Origin of the sequence: Chitinophaga sp., assembly GCF_039596155.1 — a bacterium.
Classification (GTDB): domain Bacteria; phylum Bacteroidota; class Bacteroidia; order Chitinophagales; family Chitinophagaceae; genus Chitinophaga.
This window is the reverse complement of sequence record NZ_JBCNKF010000035.1, coordinates 13,882-34,672: the sequence shown is the minus strand read 5'-3', so window position 1 is coordinate 34,672 and position 20,791 is coordinate 13,882. Positions and strand designations below refer to the sequence as shown.

Genomic DNA, 20,791 nt, shown 5'->3' with positions numbered 1-20,791 from the left:
TTTATGAAAGCGATCTTACTGTTTCGACAGCTTTGTCCAGCCGTGTCAGATCCATTGCATGCACCTCTGCTGCTACACCGATCCCTTTTAATAAACAAATGGTTAGTCTGCCACCAAGATGCTCTCTGAACTCTTCCAGCCCTTTTATCACGGGCGAAGGCACCCCATCTTTATTTTCCATCAATGGATGGTATACCGGCAGCTGTAACTGCTGTAACAACTTTACTATCCGCAAAGCAGATGCCTGATCGAGCCACCCCAGCAATGAAGCGTAGATACTATCTACAGCCATACCGATGGAAACAGCTTCTCCATGGCGTAATTCAAAATTGGATAACTGCTCTAGTTTATGTGCACTCCAATGACCAAAATCCAAAGGTCTGGAAGAACCACTTTCAAATGGATCGCCGGCACCACCGATGTGTGCCATGTGTAAAGCAGCACAACGATACACCAGTTCCTGCATGAGCGGGAGGTCCCCGTTTGCCAGTGCGGAAGCATTTGCTTCCAGCCATTCAAAGAACGGTGCATCTTTGATCAATGCCACCTTCACTGCCTCCGCAATACCTGCACGCCAATCTTTGGGATCGAGCGTCGTCAGCAGATGTGCATCGTTAAATACAGCTGCCGGCGGTGCAAAGGTGCCCAGGAAGTTTTTCTTCCCTTTGTAGTTGATACCATTCTTCACACCTACACCAGAATCGTTCTGAGACAAAACGGTACTCGGTATACGAATATGGCGCACACCACGATGAGAAACAGCGGCAGCAAAGCCAACCAGGTCCAGCACAGCACCCCCACCGATGCCGATCACAAACGAATGGCGGTCGATAGAATACTGATCAATGGCATCCACGAGACGATAGAAAAGTGGCATATCGTTTTTAGCAGCTTCACCACCAGGTATCACCTGGATATCGCCAGCCAGTTCAAATCCCTGCACTGATCCGCAATAGTGCCTGATTTGTGCCGGAAGGTTGGGATGATGTCTGATCAATCCCTCATCTGCAATGACGAGTAAGCGCTTGCTAAGGTTATTGGCAGCCTGAGATTCCAGGTAATTTTTAAGCAGTGGATTTCCTGAGTCGAAGAGATGCGTGGTAAAGAATACTTCGTAGGAATATGGGACGCTGAATGTCTGTTGAATAACGTGCATATCTTTGGTTGAGTGCTGATCAAATAATTAAAGCCGTTTTAAAAGTACAAAACTGCTACCAGCAAAAAAAATCGCTTTTACCTGCGGTAAAAGCGATTTATGAGTGTGGGCCTGCATCGGGCCTGAAGTAAAAAATCAGGTAACAGCAAACGCCTTCGCTATCAGCAATGAAATTGGTAACAATACCAACACCATCAACGCATGTGGCAATGTTGAAAACGCAGCTACCCATGCCGCATTCATAGCGATCAAAGCGATGATTCCACCTTTCACTGCCTTCCCGATATTAGGACCAGTAGGGTCTTTCATCGCTATCCACAGTGGCCGGTTGATCATTATGATGAATAAAATAATGAACGGAGATGCAATGAGCAAATGCTCATTGTAATACGCCAGGGCGAACATCGTACCATATACCACCGCATAACAAACAGCCGCAATCCGCATGGTAGCAGCGGTTCCACCATGGACTTCACCACGACTGATATAAGTCACCGCAGCAATAAAGATGACAGGAATAATTCCCATCCACCAATATGTTTGTAATGCAGGCATTACAATACTAATACCCAACAATAAATTTAATCCCCTGCAAAGGCCCATATTCACAGGTCCCCATACCTGGTGTTTCCCCCATTTATTGTAAATAAGTGCACTTGCAGTAATACCTAATGCAATAAAACCCGTCACACGGCTGACAGTAAATGCCGCCAGTATCCCAACCAATAAGAGATACGAACCCAGCACAATTGCCTGGGCCATAGAAATAATGCCACTTGGGATCGGACGTTCAGGACGCTCCGTTTTATCCAGCTTTGCATCCATCACATCATTGAATACTACACCTCCACCGTACAACCCTATAGTTGCCAGGCACAGGCAAAGTATTGGCAACAGCTGATCCAGGTAGTTGACAACTTCAGCTCCCAAAAAACCGGATATAGCGATCCCTGCCAACACATCTGCCACGGCAGTTACGATATTTGCAGGACGCATTAAACGTAAATATCCTAGTAATTTGCTAATAATATAATTCACCGGGTACACGGGTTTTCTCAATGACGAATGACGAAATACGAATTGCAACTGATCCATATTCACATACTAGGTTTAATTTGTCAGCACGACGAACAATCTCCAGCCGGGTTGAAACACCTGGCTATGGCTTACGACCTGCCTGGTTATAATCAGGACATCCGTCAATTTTTAATACTGCTGTTTAACTAATAATAGTAGACTGAGCGTTACGGAAAGGTTGTTGACCACCGCGTAATACAGTGCTTCCGTTGAACTTCAGACTCTGATCTATCTGCTTTACCATCTCAAAATCTGCCTCATTAATTTGCCCACTTTGGGCAAAGGCTGTAATAGCATTGCGGAAAGTTACCAAATGAATGTCATTCGAGTCAATACCACTTTCGTGCATGAGGGCCGCTGTTTTAGGTACAGCCAGTGGATCACTGATGCCCCAGTCTGCCGCCGAATTGATCATAATCCGCTCACTGCCATACTGTTTCACAACTTCCACCATGCGTTCATTGCCCATTTTAGTAAATGGATAAATGGTAAAGGCAGCCCAGAAACCCCTGTCCAGCACCTCTTTCACGGTCTCTTCATTGTTATGGTCTACAATCACCATTTTAGGATCAATACCATGTTCAATGGCAATGTCCATACTCCGTGTAGTGCCTTTCTTTTTATCTCTGTGTGGCGTATGTATCTGCACCGGCAAACCCGCTTCCTTAGCCAGTTCCAGCTGTGCACGATAATATTTTTCTTCAGCTGGTGTCTGGTCATCAAAACCAATTTCACCTACGCCTACTACCCCCTCTTTATAAATAAAAAGAGGCAATACTTCCATCACCGCAGCTGCCAGCTTCTCGTTGTTGGCTTCCTTACTGTTCAGCCCTATCGTGCAGTAATGCTTAATGCCAAATTGTGAGGAACGGAAGCGTTCCCAGCCGATCAGGCTGTTGAAATAATCTTTAAAAGTATCAACGCCTGTACGAGGCTGTCCCAGCCAGAAAGCAGGTTCAATAACAGCAGTAATACCAGCCGCTGCCATTGCCTGATAATCATCAGTAGTGCGGCTTGTCATGTGGATATGCGGGTCAAAGAATTGCATTCCTTTTATACGCTCCATAAACGTGGGTACTGTCGTCAAAGGTTGAATTGTTTCTTTTAGTTCGTGACTACAACACATGTCAAATTAATTTCTTGAGACCTGATAAATAAGATTAAAATACAATGTTAGCGATGCAATTTTACAGGTTATACATTTTATGTGTGATACACGTTTATGTTATTTGGTGCAATTGCTGCTTTTTTCGAAGGCTCATATCATGAATTCCGGTTATACCTTTTCACACCTATGCATTTGCCTGTTCAGCCACCGTCATCCAGGTCAGCGAATGATCCGCAATGGCACCCGCCAGTTCCGGCGATTGCTGCAAAAGTGCTTTTGCAGGCGCAAACCCCGTCTGTGCACAGGCTAACGCCGCAGCTTCCCGGTCAATGAGCTGATCCGACACCCAGATCCGATTGATATCAGGCATCAGCTCACTGTCAATGAAAGGTGCTATCAATCGCCATAACATGGGATTAATTTTCCTGCCTGCAGCCCATCGCTCATGTACATAATCCCGGAGAATATGCGCCAACCGCGGATTCGCACGTTCATCCAGACCATGAATGAGATGTACCGGCTTATCAGTAAAAATAGCCTTCATCACCAGCTGATTCCACGCCGCTTCATCCAGGTACCTCCCCGGATAAGCATTGTGTACCATAATGGCTTCCAGCACCCCACCTATGTTCGAACGGACACCTTCAGCAGTACGCAACTTCCACTCCTCAGCATAGGCCAGTAGCGGCAGTGCGCCATACAGCGTAATCTGCTCATTCATATCGGCTGCCGAGAAAAGATCCTCAATCGCAGCAACATAATAAGACCGGTCCTCCGAGGGCAACTGGAGCAACCACCAGATGCGGGCAAGGCGGTCTAACGTATATCCATAAATGAAAAAGTTATTCGCCTCGGGAATATATACATCCGATATAACTTTTTTGCCCGTGAAACGAGGCATAGCAGTGAAAGTAATGTTGAAGCGCTGAGTACTTTTCGCTTCCTGTAGCAACTGCAACTGTTCCTGTAACCAGTTCAGTGCCTGTGGCGTGGCATGCGCTGCAATGATGGCTTGTATTCGACTACCAACCAACACACAGTCATAATTATATGGTTCCATCTTTATCTTTGAGACCTTGGTTGTCTGACTTTAAAGTTAGCGGAATATGATGTAAAATAACAAAAGAGTTACGAAAGGTAGCGTGGTCATTTAAATGGCTTTTTCATAGGTTATTTAAATAGGTTGCAAATAAAAGAGAGGCACACTGTGCCTCTCCTTCCGCCATTCTAAAACCTGATCAGTTCAATCAGGAGTATCTTTATTATTTCAACACAATACAAGCGTATTGTTCATGTTTCTAATTGTATATGTCCAGGAAATATAATCAAGAACTGGGCCTAATCTCTTAGTCAGCAAGCCACGATTTAGATTTCTTACCTGTTGTTGTGTATGCAATATAAGCATTTATTTGTTACAACTGCGATCTAACATGTAAAAATAATGTCAACTTGAGTTACTATTTAATAGATGAGTAAAGCAGGGCCTGGTCATTTTTTCCTATTTTCCAGCAGCACAAGCGGAGTATAGATATTCCAGGCCGGCTCATAGCCATCCTGGATGATAAAACCCCGCGAATAACTCCCCAGCACCAGGTCTATATCCCCATCTTTATCATAGTCTCCCGCCGCCATACAGATCCATCTGCCAGCCGGCGCAAGTCCCGCAACTATATGAGGTTCAAATGATAAGGGCTTCTTCTGTTCAAAATAGATAAACTTCTCCCCCGGATTATGCCGCAGGTCCGCAAAAAATGCAATCGTCGCAAGGTCCAGGTCGCCATCCAGGTCAAAATCTGCGGCAATCACCTTTGTACAACCATTCACAGGGTAAAAGAAATCCGGTTTATCCACATCAAATTTGAAATTCCCCTTATTCAGGAAAACATATACCCCATGATAAGGCTTCAGCACCATCGAGTAATCTCCATTATCACCCGCCGTGTAGATAATATCCAACTGACCATCCTTATTCAGGTCTGCCAGTTGAAAACTGGTAGATCCATACACCGGCGGAAAACGGAGAATATGTTCACTCGTGAATCCCCCTTTCCTGTCATTCAGGAACAACCAGATCCCCTCATCATCGTAAGCAAATAAAACCATCAGGTCAGGATAGCCATCATGATTGAAATCACCTGTTTCTGCATGAATTGCACCCGGAACATCCCGGATCGTTTTCCGGGTTTCCTCATTCAAAAGATAAAGCCCGCCATATTTATGCCCAAAGCCAAGGGTAACAAAGTCCCTCCCAAATGCAAGCGTCTGCACAGGCCTTGGCAATGCCATCGCTATGGTATGCACCTGCTGCTCGGCTGCCGCCTTTGGGGTGATCTTCCAGATCACGCCCGCCAGTTGATCAACCGCTCTCAGGTTACCAATACAGGTGAGAATACCAGTATCAGGTGCTATCCATGCCAGGTCCACACCAGTAGATTGCAGGTCCGTTACCTTTCGTGGCGTTACCCCCTCCCACCGAAACAACGATGCCGTTTTGCCATTCTCTGAACTGGAATACACACCTCCTGTAAATGGATCAATTGACACCATCGTGGTAGTCGCCCGGTAAGTCGTATCTGTTACCTCCGGTACATGTACCATAAACAGCGAACTGTCTTCTTTCAATACCGGCGTAGCCACCTTCAGTGAATCTGGCGCCAACTCTTTGTAGTAGTTCACAATATCATTCCACTCATTAATAGTAATTCCTCCTTTACCCGGATAATACTTATCGCCCTCCCATACACCGATGCCTAATTTAGGCGCCATCGCCGGCAATACATGCTTCAACCAGGTGTTCTTATCCAGCAAGGAAGGATCAACAGCCATATGACAACTACTGCAATATTTAACAGCCAGCGCCTCGCCTTTCGGCCTGCTCTTACAGGAAAAAATAACAACGAGGAATATAAAGGGGATATATCTGATCATACATTACAAGTTAAAAAAAATTACGAATGGCAGCACATGGCCGCCATTCGTAATTCAACTGCCCCGGATTAAGAGGCTCCCGTGTGAACGGGCTCATTCATCACTCAATGAGTATTTTTAATAGTGTTTATTAATAACCTTTATTTTGCTCCAATGTTTTTGTATTACCACTCACACTCAGATCAATCTGACGCTGAGGAACCGGGTAATGTTCGTTTCTGCCTGACACAAACTTACCACCTGTAATGTCAGTCGTAATCTTAGACTCATACGCAAAGAACTTCGTCAGCTCTGTAGCCGCTATACCCCAACGTACCAGGTCGAAATAACGCTGCCCTTCCATCGCCAGTTCCAGCTTACGTTCAAAGTAGATCGCCTTCAGTGCATAATCTTTACCACCCGCAGCAAAGTTGCCGGCAGGATAAGTCTGTACTACATATTTAGCCGCCGGTGTTGTTGAAAAACCACCCATCGGCGTAGCATCATTTATATACTTATACACTGCTGTAGCTGGCTTACCTGCCCTGGTACGCACCTGGTTTACATAAGCCTGTGCCGCATCAAAGTTACCCAGTTGCGCTTCTGCCTCTGCTGCCTGCAACAATACATCTGCATAACGGATCAATACTATATTGATAGCAGATCCTGGTGCCCATGAATTCGGATCTTTATACTTATCCTGGTTATACTGCCAGTATACATTCTTTTTAGGTGCATATGGACCAGCATAATCCTGGTCACGTACCCATGAACGACCCGGATGATTACCCCAATCCAGGTAAGGAATACCACGACGACCTACCGTCCAGTCTAATCTTGGATCCAGGTTACCCGCATCAGGTGTAAATGGCTCTGTTGACAGGATCTTCATATCATTCTTCACGGCATGATCATTATAATCATCCAGGTAAGGTAAACCACCCGCATCTGTACGATAAGAATTCACCAGCTCCTGCGTAGGCTGATAGAATCCGCAACAACCAAATGGACTGTTATACGGGAAGTTCAGCATCTCACCCTGATTCGCATTGGAGATAGAACCAGTACCATCATTGGCCGTCATCTGAATGGCAAATACTGACTCCTTGTTATTCTTGGCAGTAGGATCAAAGTTGTCTTCAAAGCGATCTACCAGCCCATAAGGCAAGCCATTGGACGTCTGGCCTTTGACAGTGATCACATCAAAGAGCGCCTTGGCATCTGCCCATTTCGCCTCATATACATAAGTCTTTGCCAGGTAACAGGCTGCTGCCCATTTATTCACACGACCTACACTACTCTGCGTTTCCGGCAGGTTATCATAAGCATATTTAAAATCTGCTTCGATCTTCGGCCAGATATCCACATTATTAGGTTGTTTATAATCTGCCAGGTTCGTTTCATCGATCCATGGAACTTTGTCATACATTTTCTTCAGCTCAAAGTAGTAGTGACCACGCAGGAATACGGCCTGTGCCTTCACACCCACTTTATCTGCATCTGACATTCCTGTCGCGTCTGGCAATAACGACAACAGCACATTTGCTCTGGCAACCCCTTCAAACAATACCTGCCATTTGGTATTGAAAAAACCATTGCTGGGATCAAAGTTGCCAATGGCAATCTGGCTCACCGGCGGCTGGTCAGTAGCATCACTACCCTTGTGTGCATCACCGGCAGCTACACTACCATAGATCCAGTTACTCGGTGCAGCTTCCCATGGGTTGCCACCATTGAGTGCCGTCACTCCACTATTCTGACCATCCAGCGCAGCATACACACCTACGAGCAAAGCCTGGATACCATCTTTATTCTGCAGGTCAGTACCCTGCAATGCACCCTGGGGACTGCGCTCCAGGAAACTCTTGCTACACGCATCTACCAGTATGGCAGTAGACATCACTGCCGCTATGACTATATATTTTGACTTTATCATTGTTAGCGATTTTTAACAGTTTCAGAATCCAACATTTACACCCACCAGGTACTGACGCTGATTAGGATAAGCACCTTCATCCAAACCAAAGTTGGTAGTACCACCAGAGATCTCAGGATCGATACCTTTATACTTCGTGATCGTGAACAGGTTCGCTGCCTGTACATAGATACGGAAGCGATCTATACCAATCCTCTTCAGCGATGAAGCAGGAAGTGTATAACCTAATCCGATGTTCTTAGCCCTGAGGTAAGAACCGTTTTCTACGAGGTAAGAGTTAGGCACGTTGCTCGTACTGAAAGAGTTGCCATTCTCCTGGATAGGTGCTGTTGCATTGTGATGGTCAGGTCTCCATGAATCGTACAGCGCTGTCTTGCTCTTTGCACCGGCAAAGTTTGCATAGAAGTCAGTCCACCAACGTACCTGGTTCCAGATCTCATTGCCCTGTACACCGTACATGAAAATGGTAAAATCAAAGTTTTTATAATCGAGTTCCAGGTTCAGACCATAGCTGAAGTCCGGGTTTGGATTACCAAGGAATGTTCTGTCTGCTTCAGTGATATGGCCATCGCCATTGGTATCAGCATAGCGGAAACGACCCAGTGCTGCCTGTGACTGATATTCTGCACCCGTCACACCAGTAGATGCCTCTGCTTGCTTATTAGCTGCTGTGATCTCACTTTGATCATTCCAGAAACCAATCACTTTGTAACCATAGAAACTGGAAACCGGTTGACCTACCGCGTTACGAATGATAAAACTACCATTGAAACGACGTGACTCCTGGTCGAAGTAAGGTGCATCATATGAAATAGCTACGATCTTGTTTTTGAACGTAGTAAATGTTCCATTTGCTTTCAGGGTCAGGTCTTTGGTCAGGTGTACACCTGTAGCTGTTAAGGAGAGATCAATACCGTGGTTCTCCATCTGCGCAATGTTCACAGTAGGAGGATCAGTACGACCCGCAGTAGCAGAGATCTCAGGTTTGTACAGCAGATCCTTTACCTTCTTGCTGTAGTAATCCACACTCAGTTCCAGTTTACCTTTCAGGAAACTCGCATCGATACCGATGTTAGAGTTGGTATTACTTTCCCATTTCGCATTCGGGTTACCAATATGCGTCTTCATGAAACCTGATACCAGTGTATTAGACGTACCATTCAGGTCATAGAAAGAAGACCCTTTGTTCAGACCATACTGTGTAAAGGCATTCGCACTTTCTACATTCAACTGGTTACCCATGATACCATACCCCCCTCTGATCTTTAAATCAGACAGCCATGATACATCTTTCAGGAAAGCCTCCTGGGAGATACGCCAGCCTGCGCTCACAGCCGGGAACCAGCCATAACGGAAGTTCTCACCAAACTTACTGGAACCATCACGACGAATCACCGCACCTAACAGGTAACGATCATGATAACTGTAATCCACACGACCAAACAGTGAGAACAAACCATCTGAATACACACCACTGCCATTTGTTACAGTACCTGTACCTGTGGAAAGATTGGTGAAGTTAGGATCGAAAATGAAGTAGCTCTGTGTCGTACCGGTGAGTGACCGGCCATGGTTGTCGTACGCTTCCGTACCTACCAGCGCTGTGATATTATGCCTGCCATATGTCTGGTGGAAGGTCAATGTATTGGTCCAGGTCCAGTTATAACCACTGCTGGCACCTTCGGTAAATGAGTTTACTTTATTGTTTTCTGCATTCTCATATTCAGGGAAGGTGAAAGTATGTGTGCTGGCTGAGAATATTTCACCACCAAATGATGTACGGAGGGTGAATACTTTCAGCACATCTGCTTCCAGGTACATGTTACCCAGCAGGCGGGTGCCGATACCTTTGTTGTTACGGATACGATCCTGGATAGCAACAGGGTTACGCGCGTTACCCAACTGCGCACTGTTTGTACTGAATGAACCACCATAGTTACCTTTGATGTCGTACACCGGAATGATCGGCTGCTCGCGGAAAGCCATACCAATTCCACTGCCTTCAGTGAGTGCATCGATCTGCGGATTGTCTATCACAGAGTATTCCAGGTTCTCACCTATTCTCACATGCTCGCCAATATTGAAACTGCTATTAGAGCGGATGGAGTAACGTTTCAGGTAAGTATTCTTAAGAGTACCCTGCTGATTGGAATAAAAGAAAGAGAGGAAATAACGACCCTGATCGCTGGCACCACTTACAGAGATATTGTGACTGGTAGTAGGCGCTGGCTTGAAGATTTCATGGAACCAGTCAGTACCTTGCTTGTTAGCTTTGGTAATGCGGTAGAAACCATCCAGGTCTGAAGGGTTTTTATAATAAGGATCTACATTATAAAGAGATGGATCAGTACCCGGATCACCTTCTTTCAAACCTCCCGGTGCAATGTAATCAGGCAACACAGGCGTAGCACCGGAGCCATACAAACCATCGTTGTACACAACATTCGGATCTGTATTTTTCAGCGCCATCCATTTCAGGTTAGCCTGTTCCTGGGAGTTCAGCAGGTGCCATACGTTGCCGCCTTTCGGCACCTGGCGACCGTAATAAGCATCGTAAGTTACCCTCACTTTGCCGGGCTTTCCTTTTTTAGTAGTAATGATGATCACACCATTTGCCGCCCTGGCACCATAGATGGAGGCAGAACCTGCATCTTTCAGTACCTGCATAGACTCTACGTCGTTCGGGTTAATATCTACAATGTTTTGAGTTGGCACTCCATCAATTACATAGAGCGGGGTGTTGTTACCAAATGTGTTCACACCACGGATACGTACCTGTGGCTCTTCACCAGGCTGGCCGGAGCCGAGTACCATGATACCTGAAACCTGGCCCTGCAGCTGGTTACTCACCTGTGCTGTAGGTTGGCGGGTGATCTGATCTACATTTACAACAGATACAGCACCTGTCAGGTCTTTTTTACGTTGCACAGCATAACCTGTTACAACCACCTCATCGAGGGAACCGATTTTTTCCGCGAGCGTAACGTCGACTGTAGGACCATCACCAACAGGTGCTTCCTGTGAATTGTAGCCGACAAAAGAGAAAACGAGGACATCACCTTTCTTCGCCTGTAATGAATAATGTCCATTGGGGTCGGTGGCTCCGCCTCTGTTTGAACCTTTTACTGCGACAGTAACACCAGGCAAGGGATTACCAGTGGCTTTGTCAGTAACTTTACCAGTTATACGGGTTTGGGCAAGGACGTTACCGGCAAGCAGCAACAAGGCCCAGCACCATATAATGGTGCGGCATACATGTTTCTTCATAACGTGAAACGTTGTTTTTTTTAGGTGAATGAATGGCCTGATCGAGGTCTTCCTGTTGAGAAAAAGACGCAGCGATGAGAACCGGTTACAGCATAATCCGGGTAATTAAAGAGGGTTTGTAATAATTCCAGTCGTTGAAATACTAATGCTCAGCGCACTGCCCGCGAACGCAGTGTGGGTGTGTCACAATTCCGGTCAGGGTTTATTTTTAAAGGGTATTTTAATACTACAGCACATTTTCTTGAGGGCACATTGCACAGGCTTGCAAACTACATACTACTACAGCTTGTTGTCATGTCATAACGTTTATAAAATTCGTGGATATTAGACTTTGGTTACGTCTGGCAAATTAACACATTCATTTGTTTTATGCAAAGAATTTTTTCTGAATAATAAAATGCTCGCTTTTACCATATGGTGAAAGCGAGCATCTATGGAAGGTATCTTGTACAACTACTCACTGCTGAGATTTTTCACTGGAACAACATTCACTGCCGTAATCGCCCTGCATTATTCCAACACTTCTTCTATTGTCTTCACTGCACGGCCACGCTCCAGTTCATTGTGCTCCTGCCATTGCTCCTGTTGCTGCGCAATGAGTTGCTCGCCTTGCCACGCCTGTACTTTTGCCTCCAGTCTTTTCAGGCAAAGCTGCTTGTTCTCCCATTGAGAACGGCTATCCATTGCCAGCACCTGTATACCTGAAGGCAGGTGCGTACCACGCACCGCTGTCTCTACTTTGTTAACATGCTGGCCACCAGGACCAGACGCCCTACAGGTATCCAGTTTTACATCCGCCAACCTGAACGCCATTTGTTTGGCGATATCAAAAAATGCCACACCTACAAACCAGTTCTTTCGCTTGTGAAACTTTCTGTAGGGACTGCGGGCAATCCATTGTACCGTGCCCGCCCATTCTTTTGATAACCTGTCTATGTCACCACGTACTGACAACAGCGTGGATAGAAAAGTACCCTTCAGGTCTCCAGGTGTACTATCCAGTAAATTCACTTCAATGCCCTCTTTACGACATTGTGCAAATATCTTTTCGGTTACCCTGGCAACTACCCTGCTACATTCTACAGGTCCCCTGCCAGCCGTTATTTGTATGATTGCTTTGTCCATTACTTACTCTTTATACATTCTTACAATGCGGGGTACAAATCTCCCCTCAATGTTTACCAGTTCCTGCTGCGCATCTATCACTCGTTCAATGTCTTTGTATGCCAGCGGATTTTCTTCCACACTCCCTCCTATCAGCGTGACATCTGCATCTGCCAGCATCTTCTTCAAAGCTGACATAGTCACACTTTCTTTGGCGCGCTTACGGCTCATCGCCCTGCCTGCACCATGCGAGGCGGAGTATAACGAGGCCGGTACTCCCTTGCCAGATACGAGATACGCAGGCGTCGTCATACTGCCGGGAATAATACCTAACTCCCCAGCATGTGCAGGCGTAGCCCCTTTCCGGTGAATGATCACCCGGCGACCATCTGCCAATGTATCTTCCCAGGCAAAGTTGTGGTGGTTCTCTATAGTGGCCAATGCCTGCAAACCCGTTGCTTTCAGCAGGTTTGCATGGATCCTGTCATGACATGCCCTGGCATAATCTCCGGCCAACTGCATACTCATCCAGTACTCCTGCCCTGCTTCCGTATCCAGATCTAACCAAGCCAGTTGCTGTGCTTCTCTGGGCAACTTACAGGTATCCATTGCGATGCGGGTATAATGCTGTGCAATGCTGGCCCCTAACCCCCGGCTACCTGAGTGAGATAACAAAGCAAGATACTCCCCTGCCTGTATGCCCAGCGCATTTCCTTCATTCAGCGTGATCAGGCCGAATTCCACAAAGTGATTCCCTGTACCGGATGTACCCAGCTGCCTTTCAGCTTTAGACTGCAACTTCCTCAACAGGTCTGTCGCCTGAAATGTCGGATGATCCAATACTTCATGTTCCTGCACTGTATCCAGTCCACCCTCCAGGCCGAAGTGTGTACATGCTTTCAATGCCGTCTTTACCTGGAAAGCATATCGCTTCAGAAAACTTTCACCGGTATCTAAAATAGAGAGCGCCATTCTACAACCAATATCCACACCTACGGCATAAGGGATCACCGCATTTTGCGTAGCGAGTACCCCGCCAATAGGTAATCCATAACCTGTATGCGCATCAGGCATCAAAGCCCCCTGCACAGATACAGGCAAGGTCATAGCTGTTTCCATCTGTCTCCTGGCACCGGCTTCTATTTCCCTGGCACCGTATACCTTTACATCACCGGCTACCTCCAAAAGATTGTGTGCACGGAAGGGCTTCACGGTTACCTCCTGCAGAAAAGTAGCGGCTATTTTTCCCAATACTTCATCATCTCTGTAAGTAATGGGATGCTCTTTGATATCATTCAAAAGCTTAATCGCTTCGTCTTTTGTATGATGCTTAAAATGTTTTGAAAATATATTTATCACAAGGCTCCGGGCACGATCGTCTGTATAGCCGATCTTGCTGAGCTCTTTAGCTTTTAAACTGCTCATAAGAATGCTTCGTGCGGGCATAGCAATGCCGCAACTAAATTTTTAATAAGGAAAAATTAATTGGGAAACGGGGTGTCCGGCCGGACTAAGCGGCAAGATCGATGGGTGATATGTTGGTACGGTTCAGCATGATTCCTTGTGTTTTAAAAAGATGAAGAAATAAGGAATTCGGCGCAAAGGTATATTTTTTTTATATATTGGTGAAATGAAATTATTCAACATCATCTGGTGCATCCTTTTCATCATTTTCGCGGGATTGCAATACAACGATCCGGATCCATATGTATGGATGCCTATTTACCTGTATGGTGCCACATGTTGTGCATTGGCAGCCAGGGGTAAATATTACAGAAAGGCCTACCTCGTAGGGGTAGTAGTATACCTGTGTTATGCCATCTATAAATTCTTTGATCAGAATGGCGTATTGGATTGGGCAACCAAACATCATGGTGAGAACATCGCAGAGACGATGAAGGCCTCTCAGCCGTGGATTGAAGAAACCCGTGAATTCTTTGGACTGTTCATCCTGATCGCAGTACTGATGATCAATTACTTTTATGCCGGACGTAAAAAAGGAGCAAAATAAGCACGATACTATATGCCTGGTTTTTCCATTCTGCCTGTTCGTTATTCAAAAATTGTAGCTGCTGCCGAAGCAATCGTCTGGCCAATTACCGGCGTCAGTGGTAGCGCTGTAGGTATGGTCGATTATTGCATCACTGAATGCGATCGTATCCCCGTATCTATTCAGTTTACCCTCGGTCAATCCATCTACGGGCCTTACTATTTTATAGACCAGGGAAATGGCGAACACCTGGCCATTGGAATGATGGAAGAACTGGACATCTCCGGTGTGGTCCTGATCATTGGCGAATGGGTGACGATCGAGATTGTTAGCATTTATTCCTGAAAGAAGTACGTGATTTCCCTACCTATATAAAAAATTCATACCAGTCCCCAATAGCCTTGCCTGATAATGTCTTTCAATGAAGTCGTTCACTTCGCTCAAAATAAAAAAGAGGATGGCTCATAAGTAAAACGGATACCCGACTCCATCAGGGATACGAATAAAAAAAGGCTGTATCGTACTTATGATACAGCCTTTTTTTATTGAAGTGTAAAGCAACTATTTTGATTGTAACTCAAACCGGCTGATACCCAGTGACGTTTTTTCCGCCGGATCTGCCGCTACAATTTTGATGTACAGATTATGCAGCTTACCATCTGCTACCGGGGCAAAATTGATCGACGCCGTATTGGGCATCTTCACTTTCGCGCCAGGCCCAATCACCACCTCTCCCAGCTTAGTACCGCCTTCTTTATCCAGGAATACCTGTACTGTATATCCATACTGCAATGCTTCCTGTGAATAATAAGCGATCCCGATACCTGTTACCTCTGTCAGATCCAGGTTGTTGTAAGACACCCAGCTATTAGCCGTTGGAATCAGGAACTTCATGCCATCTGCTTCAAACGTCGTTACACCAAAAGACTGATCGTAGTTTGCAGCTACCAGTTTAGGACTTCTCAGTGTCGCCGTAGCCGTCCCCGTTAGCGGACGAATATTAGGACCACCCTGATCAGTATAGCTGGCTATCAGGTATAATATACCATTGTCTTTCTCCGGTTTACCTGCAGTTGGAGCAACCGTACCCTTCTGTGGCAGGGAAGGTGCCACCTTGTTCTCCGCACCCTGAGACATTACGTATTCTGCCAGTTGATGTGCTTCTCCCGCTGTAAGCGTAGGATGGGCTGACATCGCAGTCTCTCCCCATACACCACCACCACCTTTGATGATCTTATTCGCCAGGTAATCTTTTGCATTCGGATCATCTTTATATTTCGCTGCTACCTGTTTGAAAGCAGGTCCTATTGATTTTTCATCCAGCTTATGACATGTTTTACAATCTCCTGATTCAAACAGGTTTTTACCTGCAATCACACCGGTAATGATCTGATGCCCCTGCTGCGGAATCGCTGCCTGGTCACTTCCTTCCATGTATTCTGCCCGGATGTACATGTTCTCAGGCTTGATATTACCTGCATCTTCCTTGTCAGTTACCTGCACATCATATGCGACTTGTTTGCCCGGGAAATAGAACGTTTTATTACCAGCGATATTGATCTTCACCTCAGGCGTTTCATTACCTGCATACAAGGCTATGCCTTCACTGCGGGTACTGGTACCCTTGTCGTCCACCACTTCTACCGATACGGCATATTCACCTGCTGTTGTATAAGTCACTTCCGTTTCCGGCTCCTTCGTCTCTTTCTTATTCCCATTACCCAGGTACCAGATGTAAGTAAGCTGATCATGGTCGGGATCAGAAGAACCTTTTGCACTCAGTTTCACTTTGAATGGTAAACCACCTGACAGTTTGCTCGCCTGGATCTTTGCTATAGGCGCACGGTTACCACCATTGAAATCGATCCTTGACAAACCTGCATCTTTATTCTTACTAAACCAACCATTACCATACTCCAGTACATAGATCCTGCCGTCAGGTCCCAATTCCATATCAATGATCGCATTAAACTTCGTATGAGGCATGAATGGTTCTGTCTTGGAGAGATTCCCGTCTTTATCAAATGTCACCGCTTTGATCCAGCCTCTCACCCAATCATAAATAAAGAACTTACCATTATAGTAATCCGGGAAACGGGTTTCAGCTGGATAAAACTCATTGTAATACACAGGACCCGCCATCGCATTGCGACCGCCACTACCCATAGAAGGGAAGTCTGGCGACTTATCATATGGATACCAGATCATAGCCGGTACAGCCGGTGGCAGATCCCTGATACCAGTATTGTTACGTGATTCATTCACAGGTTTTGCAGGATCAAATGCGGCACCTGCCTTGCCTGTTTCATAATCATACCGATGATAAGCATAGTTATTACCAACAAACATCGGGTAACCATAGTTCCCCGGCTTCTTTGCCTGGTTGATTTCATCATACCCCCTGGGGCCACGCTCCGGATCATCATTGTTCGCATCAGGCCCTACTTCTCCCCAATATACATACCCCGTCTTACGATCAACAGAAATACGATAAGGATTGCGGGTACCCATCGCATAAATTTCCGGGCGGGTTTTATCTGTACCTTTCTTAAAGAGATTGCCTTCAGGTATCGTATAAGTACCATCCGGGTGAATCTTGATACGCAGGATCTTTCCTCTCAGGTCATTGGTATTCGCGGATGTACGGCGACCATCATAATTCAGGTGCCCCGGCCGGTCATCCAATGGCCCATACCCCTTCGTTACATACTGCTGACCCGGTTCGTCAAATGGCGTGGAATTATCACCTGTAGACAGGTACAACAAATGATCTGCGCCAAAGGCAATCGAACCACCTGTATGACAACAGATATTCCGCTGAGAATACAGTTGCAATACAATCTTCTCTGAAGCACTGTCGATCTTACCGTTTTCAAATGTAAAACGGCTCAACCTGTTGACAGAAGTATCAATCGGAGAATAATATATATATACATAATGGTTAGTAGCAAAATCAGGATCAGCACTGATACCCAGTACACCTTCCTCTGCGTTCACATTCGGTACTTCTGTTTTGTAATAAACCCGTAAAAACCCGGCCTGCGTGAGCTTGTGCGCCTGCTGGTCAAAGTACATGATCTCACCCCTGCGCTGAGCAATGAGAATATTAAGATCCGGCAGAATGGTCATTTCTGTAGGCTCAAAGAATTCACCGGATACCAGTGTATTCTTTGTAAAACGATCCTCTTCCGGTACACGCAGGGTAGTCGCCACATTGTAATCCAGCAGTTGGTTCTTGCCAATGGCATATTTGATACCGCTCAGGAGCAGTTTCAGGACATTCTCCTCTTTATAACTGGCATCTGTATGCCCCAGTTCTGTATAGAACGCACGGCCACCATCATAATCATGGTACCAGCTGATGGGATGATTATCTCCGTTCTTCCCCCCTTCATACGTCTTCTCATCCACAGTCATAATGACTTTGATATTGGGACTGATCTTTTTGAAATTATACCATTCGTCTTCGTGTTCCCATTTGTCGGGCAACTGACCAAAGGATTTATCCTTTACAGTCAATGTTGCCTTGTGAGTGCCAGGAGGATGGTTATCAAAGTAAGCGCCTGCAAGGCCTCCATACCAACCCCACTCGTACTCCGTATCGGTCGCAGCATGTACACCTACATAACCGCCACCGGCCTGTATATATCTTTCAAAGTCTGCTTCCTGGTAATTGTTCAGTACATCGCCGGTAGTGTTCAGGAAGATAACAGCAGCATATTTCTGCAGGGTATCTTCTACAAACATGTCAGCATTTGTGGTCGTATCCACATCAAATCCATTTTCCTTACCTAGTTTTTCAATAGCCGCAATGCCAGCGGGAATAGAGGCGTGGTGGAATCCGGCCGTTTTCGAGAATACCAGCACCCTGGGGTTACCGGGTCTGATCTTTGACTGGCAACCGGAAAGGATAATTCCGCAAAGCACAGCCAGGTAAAATACATACCTTAATCGCATGTTAGTTGTTTTCGTTAAAAAGGGCTGTCTCAAAACGTAATCTGACGGCCCAGAGAATAACGCAACCGTACTCCCTCTCCGTCAGATACCCGAATGAAGCCGGATAAAATTTACATTTGAGACAACCTTTTCTGTATGATTAGTAATAGGTCCCTGTCTTGCCGGCATCAGCATCGGTAGCTTTCAAGCCCATCACATACCTGAGTCCTCCCAGCACATGCCGCATGTACGTTTTATCGCTATACGATTCTTTGGTATGCCCCATCTCCGTGTAAAATGCCCTGCCACCCTCAAAGTCATGATACCATGCCATAGGATGGTTATCGCCATTCTTACCGCCTTCATAACTGCTCTCATCTATTTTGATGAGTACATGAACATCGGGATTCAGGTCTTTAAAATTATACCACTCATCCCACCTGGACCATTTATCGCCCAGGTGACGGGTAGCATCGTTATTCTTATCTACTACTATCAGTGAAGCTGTTTGTTGTTTAGGGTGGCTGGTGAACCATGCACCTACCAGCTTATTGTACCATGGCCAGTCATACTCTGTATCGGTCGCAGCATGAATGCCCATAAACCCACCGCCTTTATGAATGTACTTTTCCATAGCAGCCTGTTCTTTGTCATCTAAAACGTTGCCTGTTGTGTTTAAAAATAGCACAGCAGCATACTTCTTCAGATTTTTGTATTCAAAAGCAGCAGCATCTTCAGTGGTATCCACATCAAAGCCATTCTCCTGCCCCAGTTGCATGATAGCTACTTTGGCAACAGGTATGCAATCATGACGAAAACCCATTGTTTTGGAAAACACCAGCAGACGTGGACGCGCTGCTGCCATCAACCGGGTCATAGGATACAGCATCAATAACGCGGTGGTACATACAATACCAACAAACAGTTTTTTCATATTTTATTACAGTGTTTTGATCTTGATACTGCGGTAGCTTACTACGTTGCCATGGTCCTGCAGGGCAATGTGGCCCTTAGAAAATTTCATAAACCCTTCCCAGGTTTTGAACTTGCTGTTGGCTAATAACTCTTTCCACTCGTCACTGCCAACAGTAGTTTCAATGGTTTTGGTGCCATTGAGCCAGAAAGTGAGATGACCGTCTTTTTTCAGAATGCGCGCTTTGTTCCATTCACCTACCGGTTTTGCAGCGTTCCTGGTAGACTTCTTCAGGTCATACAGATCGCCGGAATTATGTTTGGGATATTTACCATCCGGATGTTTAGCATCATCCAACACCTGCATTTCAGCACCAGTCAGGTAAGTAGCACCATATTTGGGATCTTCATGCACACTGAAGATCAGGCCACTGTTACCACCTTCAGAGATCTTCCATTCGTAGGTAAAATCATAGTTTTCATATTCATCATTGGTCACAAGGTCACCACCACCTTTTTTCACAGCAGTATCGAGCACAAAAGCCCCATCCTGCACCTTCCATCTGTCGGTAGCGCCAGATTGCAGGTAAGTATGCCAGCCAGTAGTCGTTTTACCATCAAATAATAATTTCCAGCCGTCCTTTTGTTCCTTTGCAGATAAAGTATTGGGTTGTTGCGCGAAAACAGTGGCCGACGAGAGACTGAACGCCAAAACGGGAATAAGCAATTTCATATAATGAATGGATTTGTTTGGGTTTGGAATTTTAGCAAAGCGGATTACGAAACAATCAATCAACGAGGTACAATGGTTCCGCAGATCACCCACAGAATGACATAGTTGAGACCCGTAAATTTATTGCCTCCGTAATCCGCTACGGATAATTATGTAAACTACTTTAAAGACAGAATGTACTTCACCATTTCAGTGGCGTCTTCTTTAGATACATTCGGGTGTGCCTGCATGGGCACTTCCCCCCAATGACCGCTACCACCGGCAATGATTTTCGAAGCAAGCATTTCGATGTTCGCATCGTTGGCTTCATACTTAGCTGCTACTTCCTTGTAAGCAGGCCCAACTACTTTCATGTCTACTTTGTGACAGGTCAGACAGTCCGATTTCGAGATCAGCTCTGCACCTTTTGAAGCGGCTGCTTCAGCCGCACCAGCTTTCACCATTGAATTATCAGCAGGTGCCTCATTGCTGCTGCTTGCTGCTGTGTCTTTTTTTTCGCTGCTGTTATCGCTGCCACCACAAGCCGCAAAAAAGAACGTACTTAATACGAATGGTGCCAGATAACGCATTCTCATTTTAGATTCCATTTTATAAGTCCTATTTCAGATTATGACAAATATGTATAGGTTGACATACTCCGTAAGATAAGCAACCTTCTTATTTTT

Annotated in this window: 14 protein-coding genes and 1 pseudogene; 2 read left to right on the top strand and 13 right to left on the bottom strand. The window is 45.7% G+C overall.

Annotated features, from left to right (window positions below; all coding sequences use genetic code 11):
• Position 1: 1 nt before the first annotated feature.
• The 9 genes and pseudogenes from ABDW33_RS26310 to ABDW33_RS26270 form a co-directional block, all read right to left on the bottom strand.
• Positions 2-1,159: pseudogene (locus tag ABDW33_RS26310) on the bottom strand (3-dehydroquinate synthase); the annotation flags it as partial.
• A 132-nt stretch (positions 1,160-1,291) separates the two neighbouring features.
• Positions 1,292-2,152: a UbiA-like protein EboC gene (gene eboC, locus ABDW33_RS26305; RefSeq protein ID WP_343693091.1), complete on the bottom strand. Its 861-nt coding sequence runs from the start codon at positions 2,150-2,152 to the stop codon at positions 1,292-1,294.
• A gap of 223 nt (positions 2,153-2,375) precedes the next feature.
• The gene (locus ABDW33_RS26300; RefSeq protein ID WP_343693090.1) at positions 2,376-3,299 is read right to left on the bottom strand and encodes a TatD family hydrolase; all 924 of its coding nucleotides are present in this window, start codon (positions 3,297-3,299) and stop codon (positions 2,376-2,378) included.
• A 226-nt stretch (positions 3,300-3,525) separates the two neighbouring features.
• Positions 3,526-4,401: an EboA domain-containing protein gene (locus tag ABDW33_RS26295; protein WP_343693089.1), complete on the bottom strand. Its 876-nt coding sequence runs from the start codon at positions 4,399-4,401 to the stop codon at positions 3,526-3,528.
• A gap of 428 nt (positions 4,402-4,829) precedes the next feature.
• A complete protein-coding gene (locus ABDW33_RS26290) occupies positions 4,830-6,269 on the bottom strand; it encodes an FG-GAP-like repeat-containing protein (protein ID WP_343693088.1) in 1,440 nt (479 codons plus the stop codon).
• 130 nt (positions 6,270-6,399) lie between these two features.
• Positions 6,400-8,184, bottom strand: coding sequence for a RagB/SusD family nutrient uptake outer membrane protein (locus tag ABDW33_RS26285; RefSeq protein WP_343693087.1), 1,785 nt, complete (start codon positions 8,182-8,184; stop codon positions 6,400-6,402).
• A 21-nt stretch (positions 8,185-8,205) separates the two neighbouring features.
• Entirely contained in the window at positions 8,206-11,451 is a 3,246-nt protein-coding gene (locus tag ABDW33_RS26280; protein WP_343693086.1) for a TonB-dependent receptor, read from the bottom strand.
• A 510-nt stretch (positions 11,452-11,961) separates the two neighbouring features.
• Positions 11,962-12,576, bottom strand: a complete 615-nt coding sequence (gene prfH / locus ABDW33_RS26275) for a peptide chain release factor H (protein ID WP_343693085.1) — start codon at positions 12,574-12,576, stop codon at positions 11,962-11,964.
• A 3-nt stretch (positions 12,577-12,579) separates the two neighbouring features.
• Entirely contained in the window at positions 12,580-13,980 is a 1,401-nt protein-coding gene (locus ABDW33_RS26270; RefSeq protein WP_343693084.1) for an RtcB family protein, read from the bottom strand.
• Between the two features lie 205 nt (positions 13,981-14,185).
• Here ABDW33_RS26270 and ABDW33_RS26265 point away from each other — a divergent pair, with 205 nt between their 5' ends.
• Together ABDW33_RS26265 and ABDW33_RS26260 are read left to right on the top strand one after the other, a co-directional pair.
• Positions 14,186-14,566, top strand: a complete 381-nt coding sequence (locus ABDW33_RS26265) for a transmembrane 220 family protein (protein WP_343693083.1) — start codon at positions 14,186-14,188, stop codon at positions 14,564-14,566.
• 12 nt (positions 14,567-14,578) lie between these two features.
• Positions 14,579-14,890, top strand: a complete 312-nt coding sequence (locus ABDW33_RS26260) for a hypothetical protein (RefSeq protein ID WP_343693082.1) — start codon at positions 14,579-14,581, stop codon at positions 14,888-14,890.
• A gap of 216 nt (positions 14,891-15,106) precedes the next feature.
• On the opposite strand, the gene ABDW33_RS26255 is transcribed toward ABDW33_RS26260, so the two are convergent.
• From ABDW33_RS26255 to ABDW33_RS26240, 4 genes are all read right to left on the bottom strand, one after another.
• A complete protein-coding gene (locus tag ABDW33_RS26255; protein WP_343693081.1) occupies positions 15,107-18,502 on the bottom strand; it encodes a ThuA domain-containing protein in 3,396 nt (1,131 codons plus the stop codon).
• A 139-nt stretch (positions 18,503-18,641) separates the two neighbouring features.
• On the bottom strand, positions 18,642-19,415 hold the full coding sequence (locus tag ABDW33_RS26250) for a ThuA domain-containing protein (RefSeq protein WP_343693080.1): 774 nt from the start codon (positions 19,413-19,415) through the stop codon (positions 18,642-18,644).
• A gap of 6 nt (positions 19,416-19,421) precedes the next feature.
• Complete coding sequence (locus tag ABDW33_RS26245) at positions 19,422-20,126, bottom strand: DUF1080 domain-containing protein (protein ID WP_343693079.1); 705 nt, start codon at positions 20,124-20,126, stop codon at positions 19,422-19,424.
• A gap of 158 nt (positions 20,127-20,284) precedes the next feature.
• A complete protein-coding gene (locus ABDW33_RS26240) occupies positions 20,285-20,701 on the bottom strand; it encodes a c-type cytochrome (protein ID WP_343693078.1) in 417 nt (138 codons plus the stop codon).
• Positions 20,702-20,791: the final 90 nt, after the last annotated feature.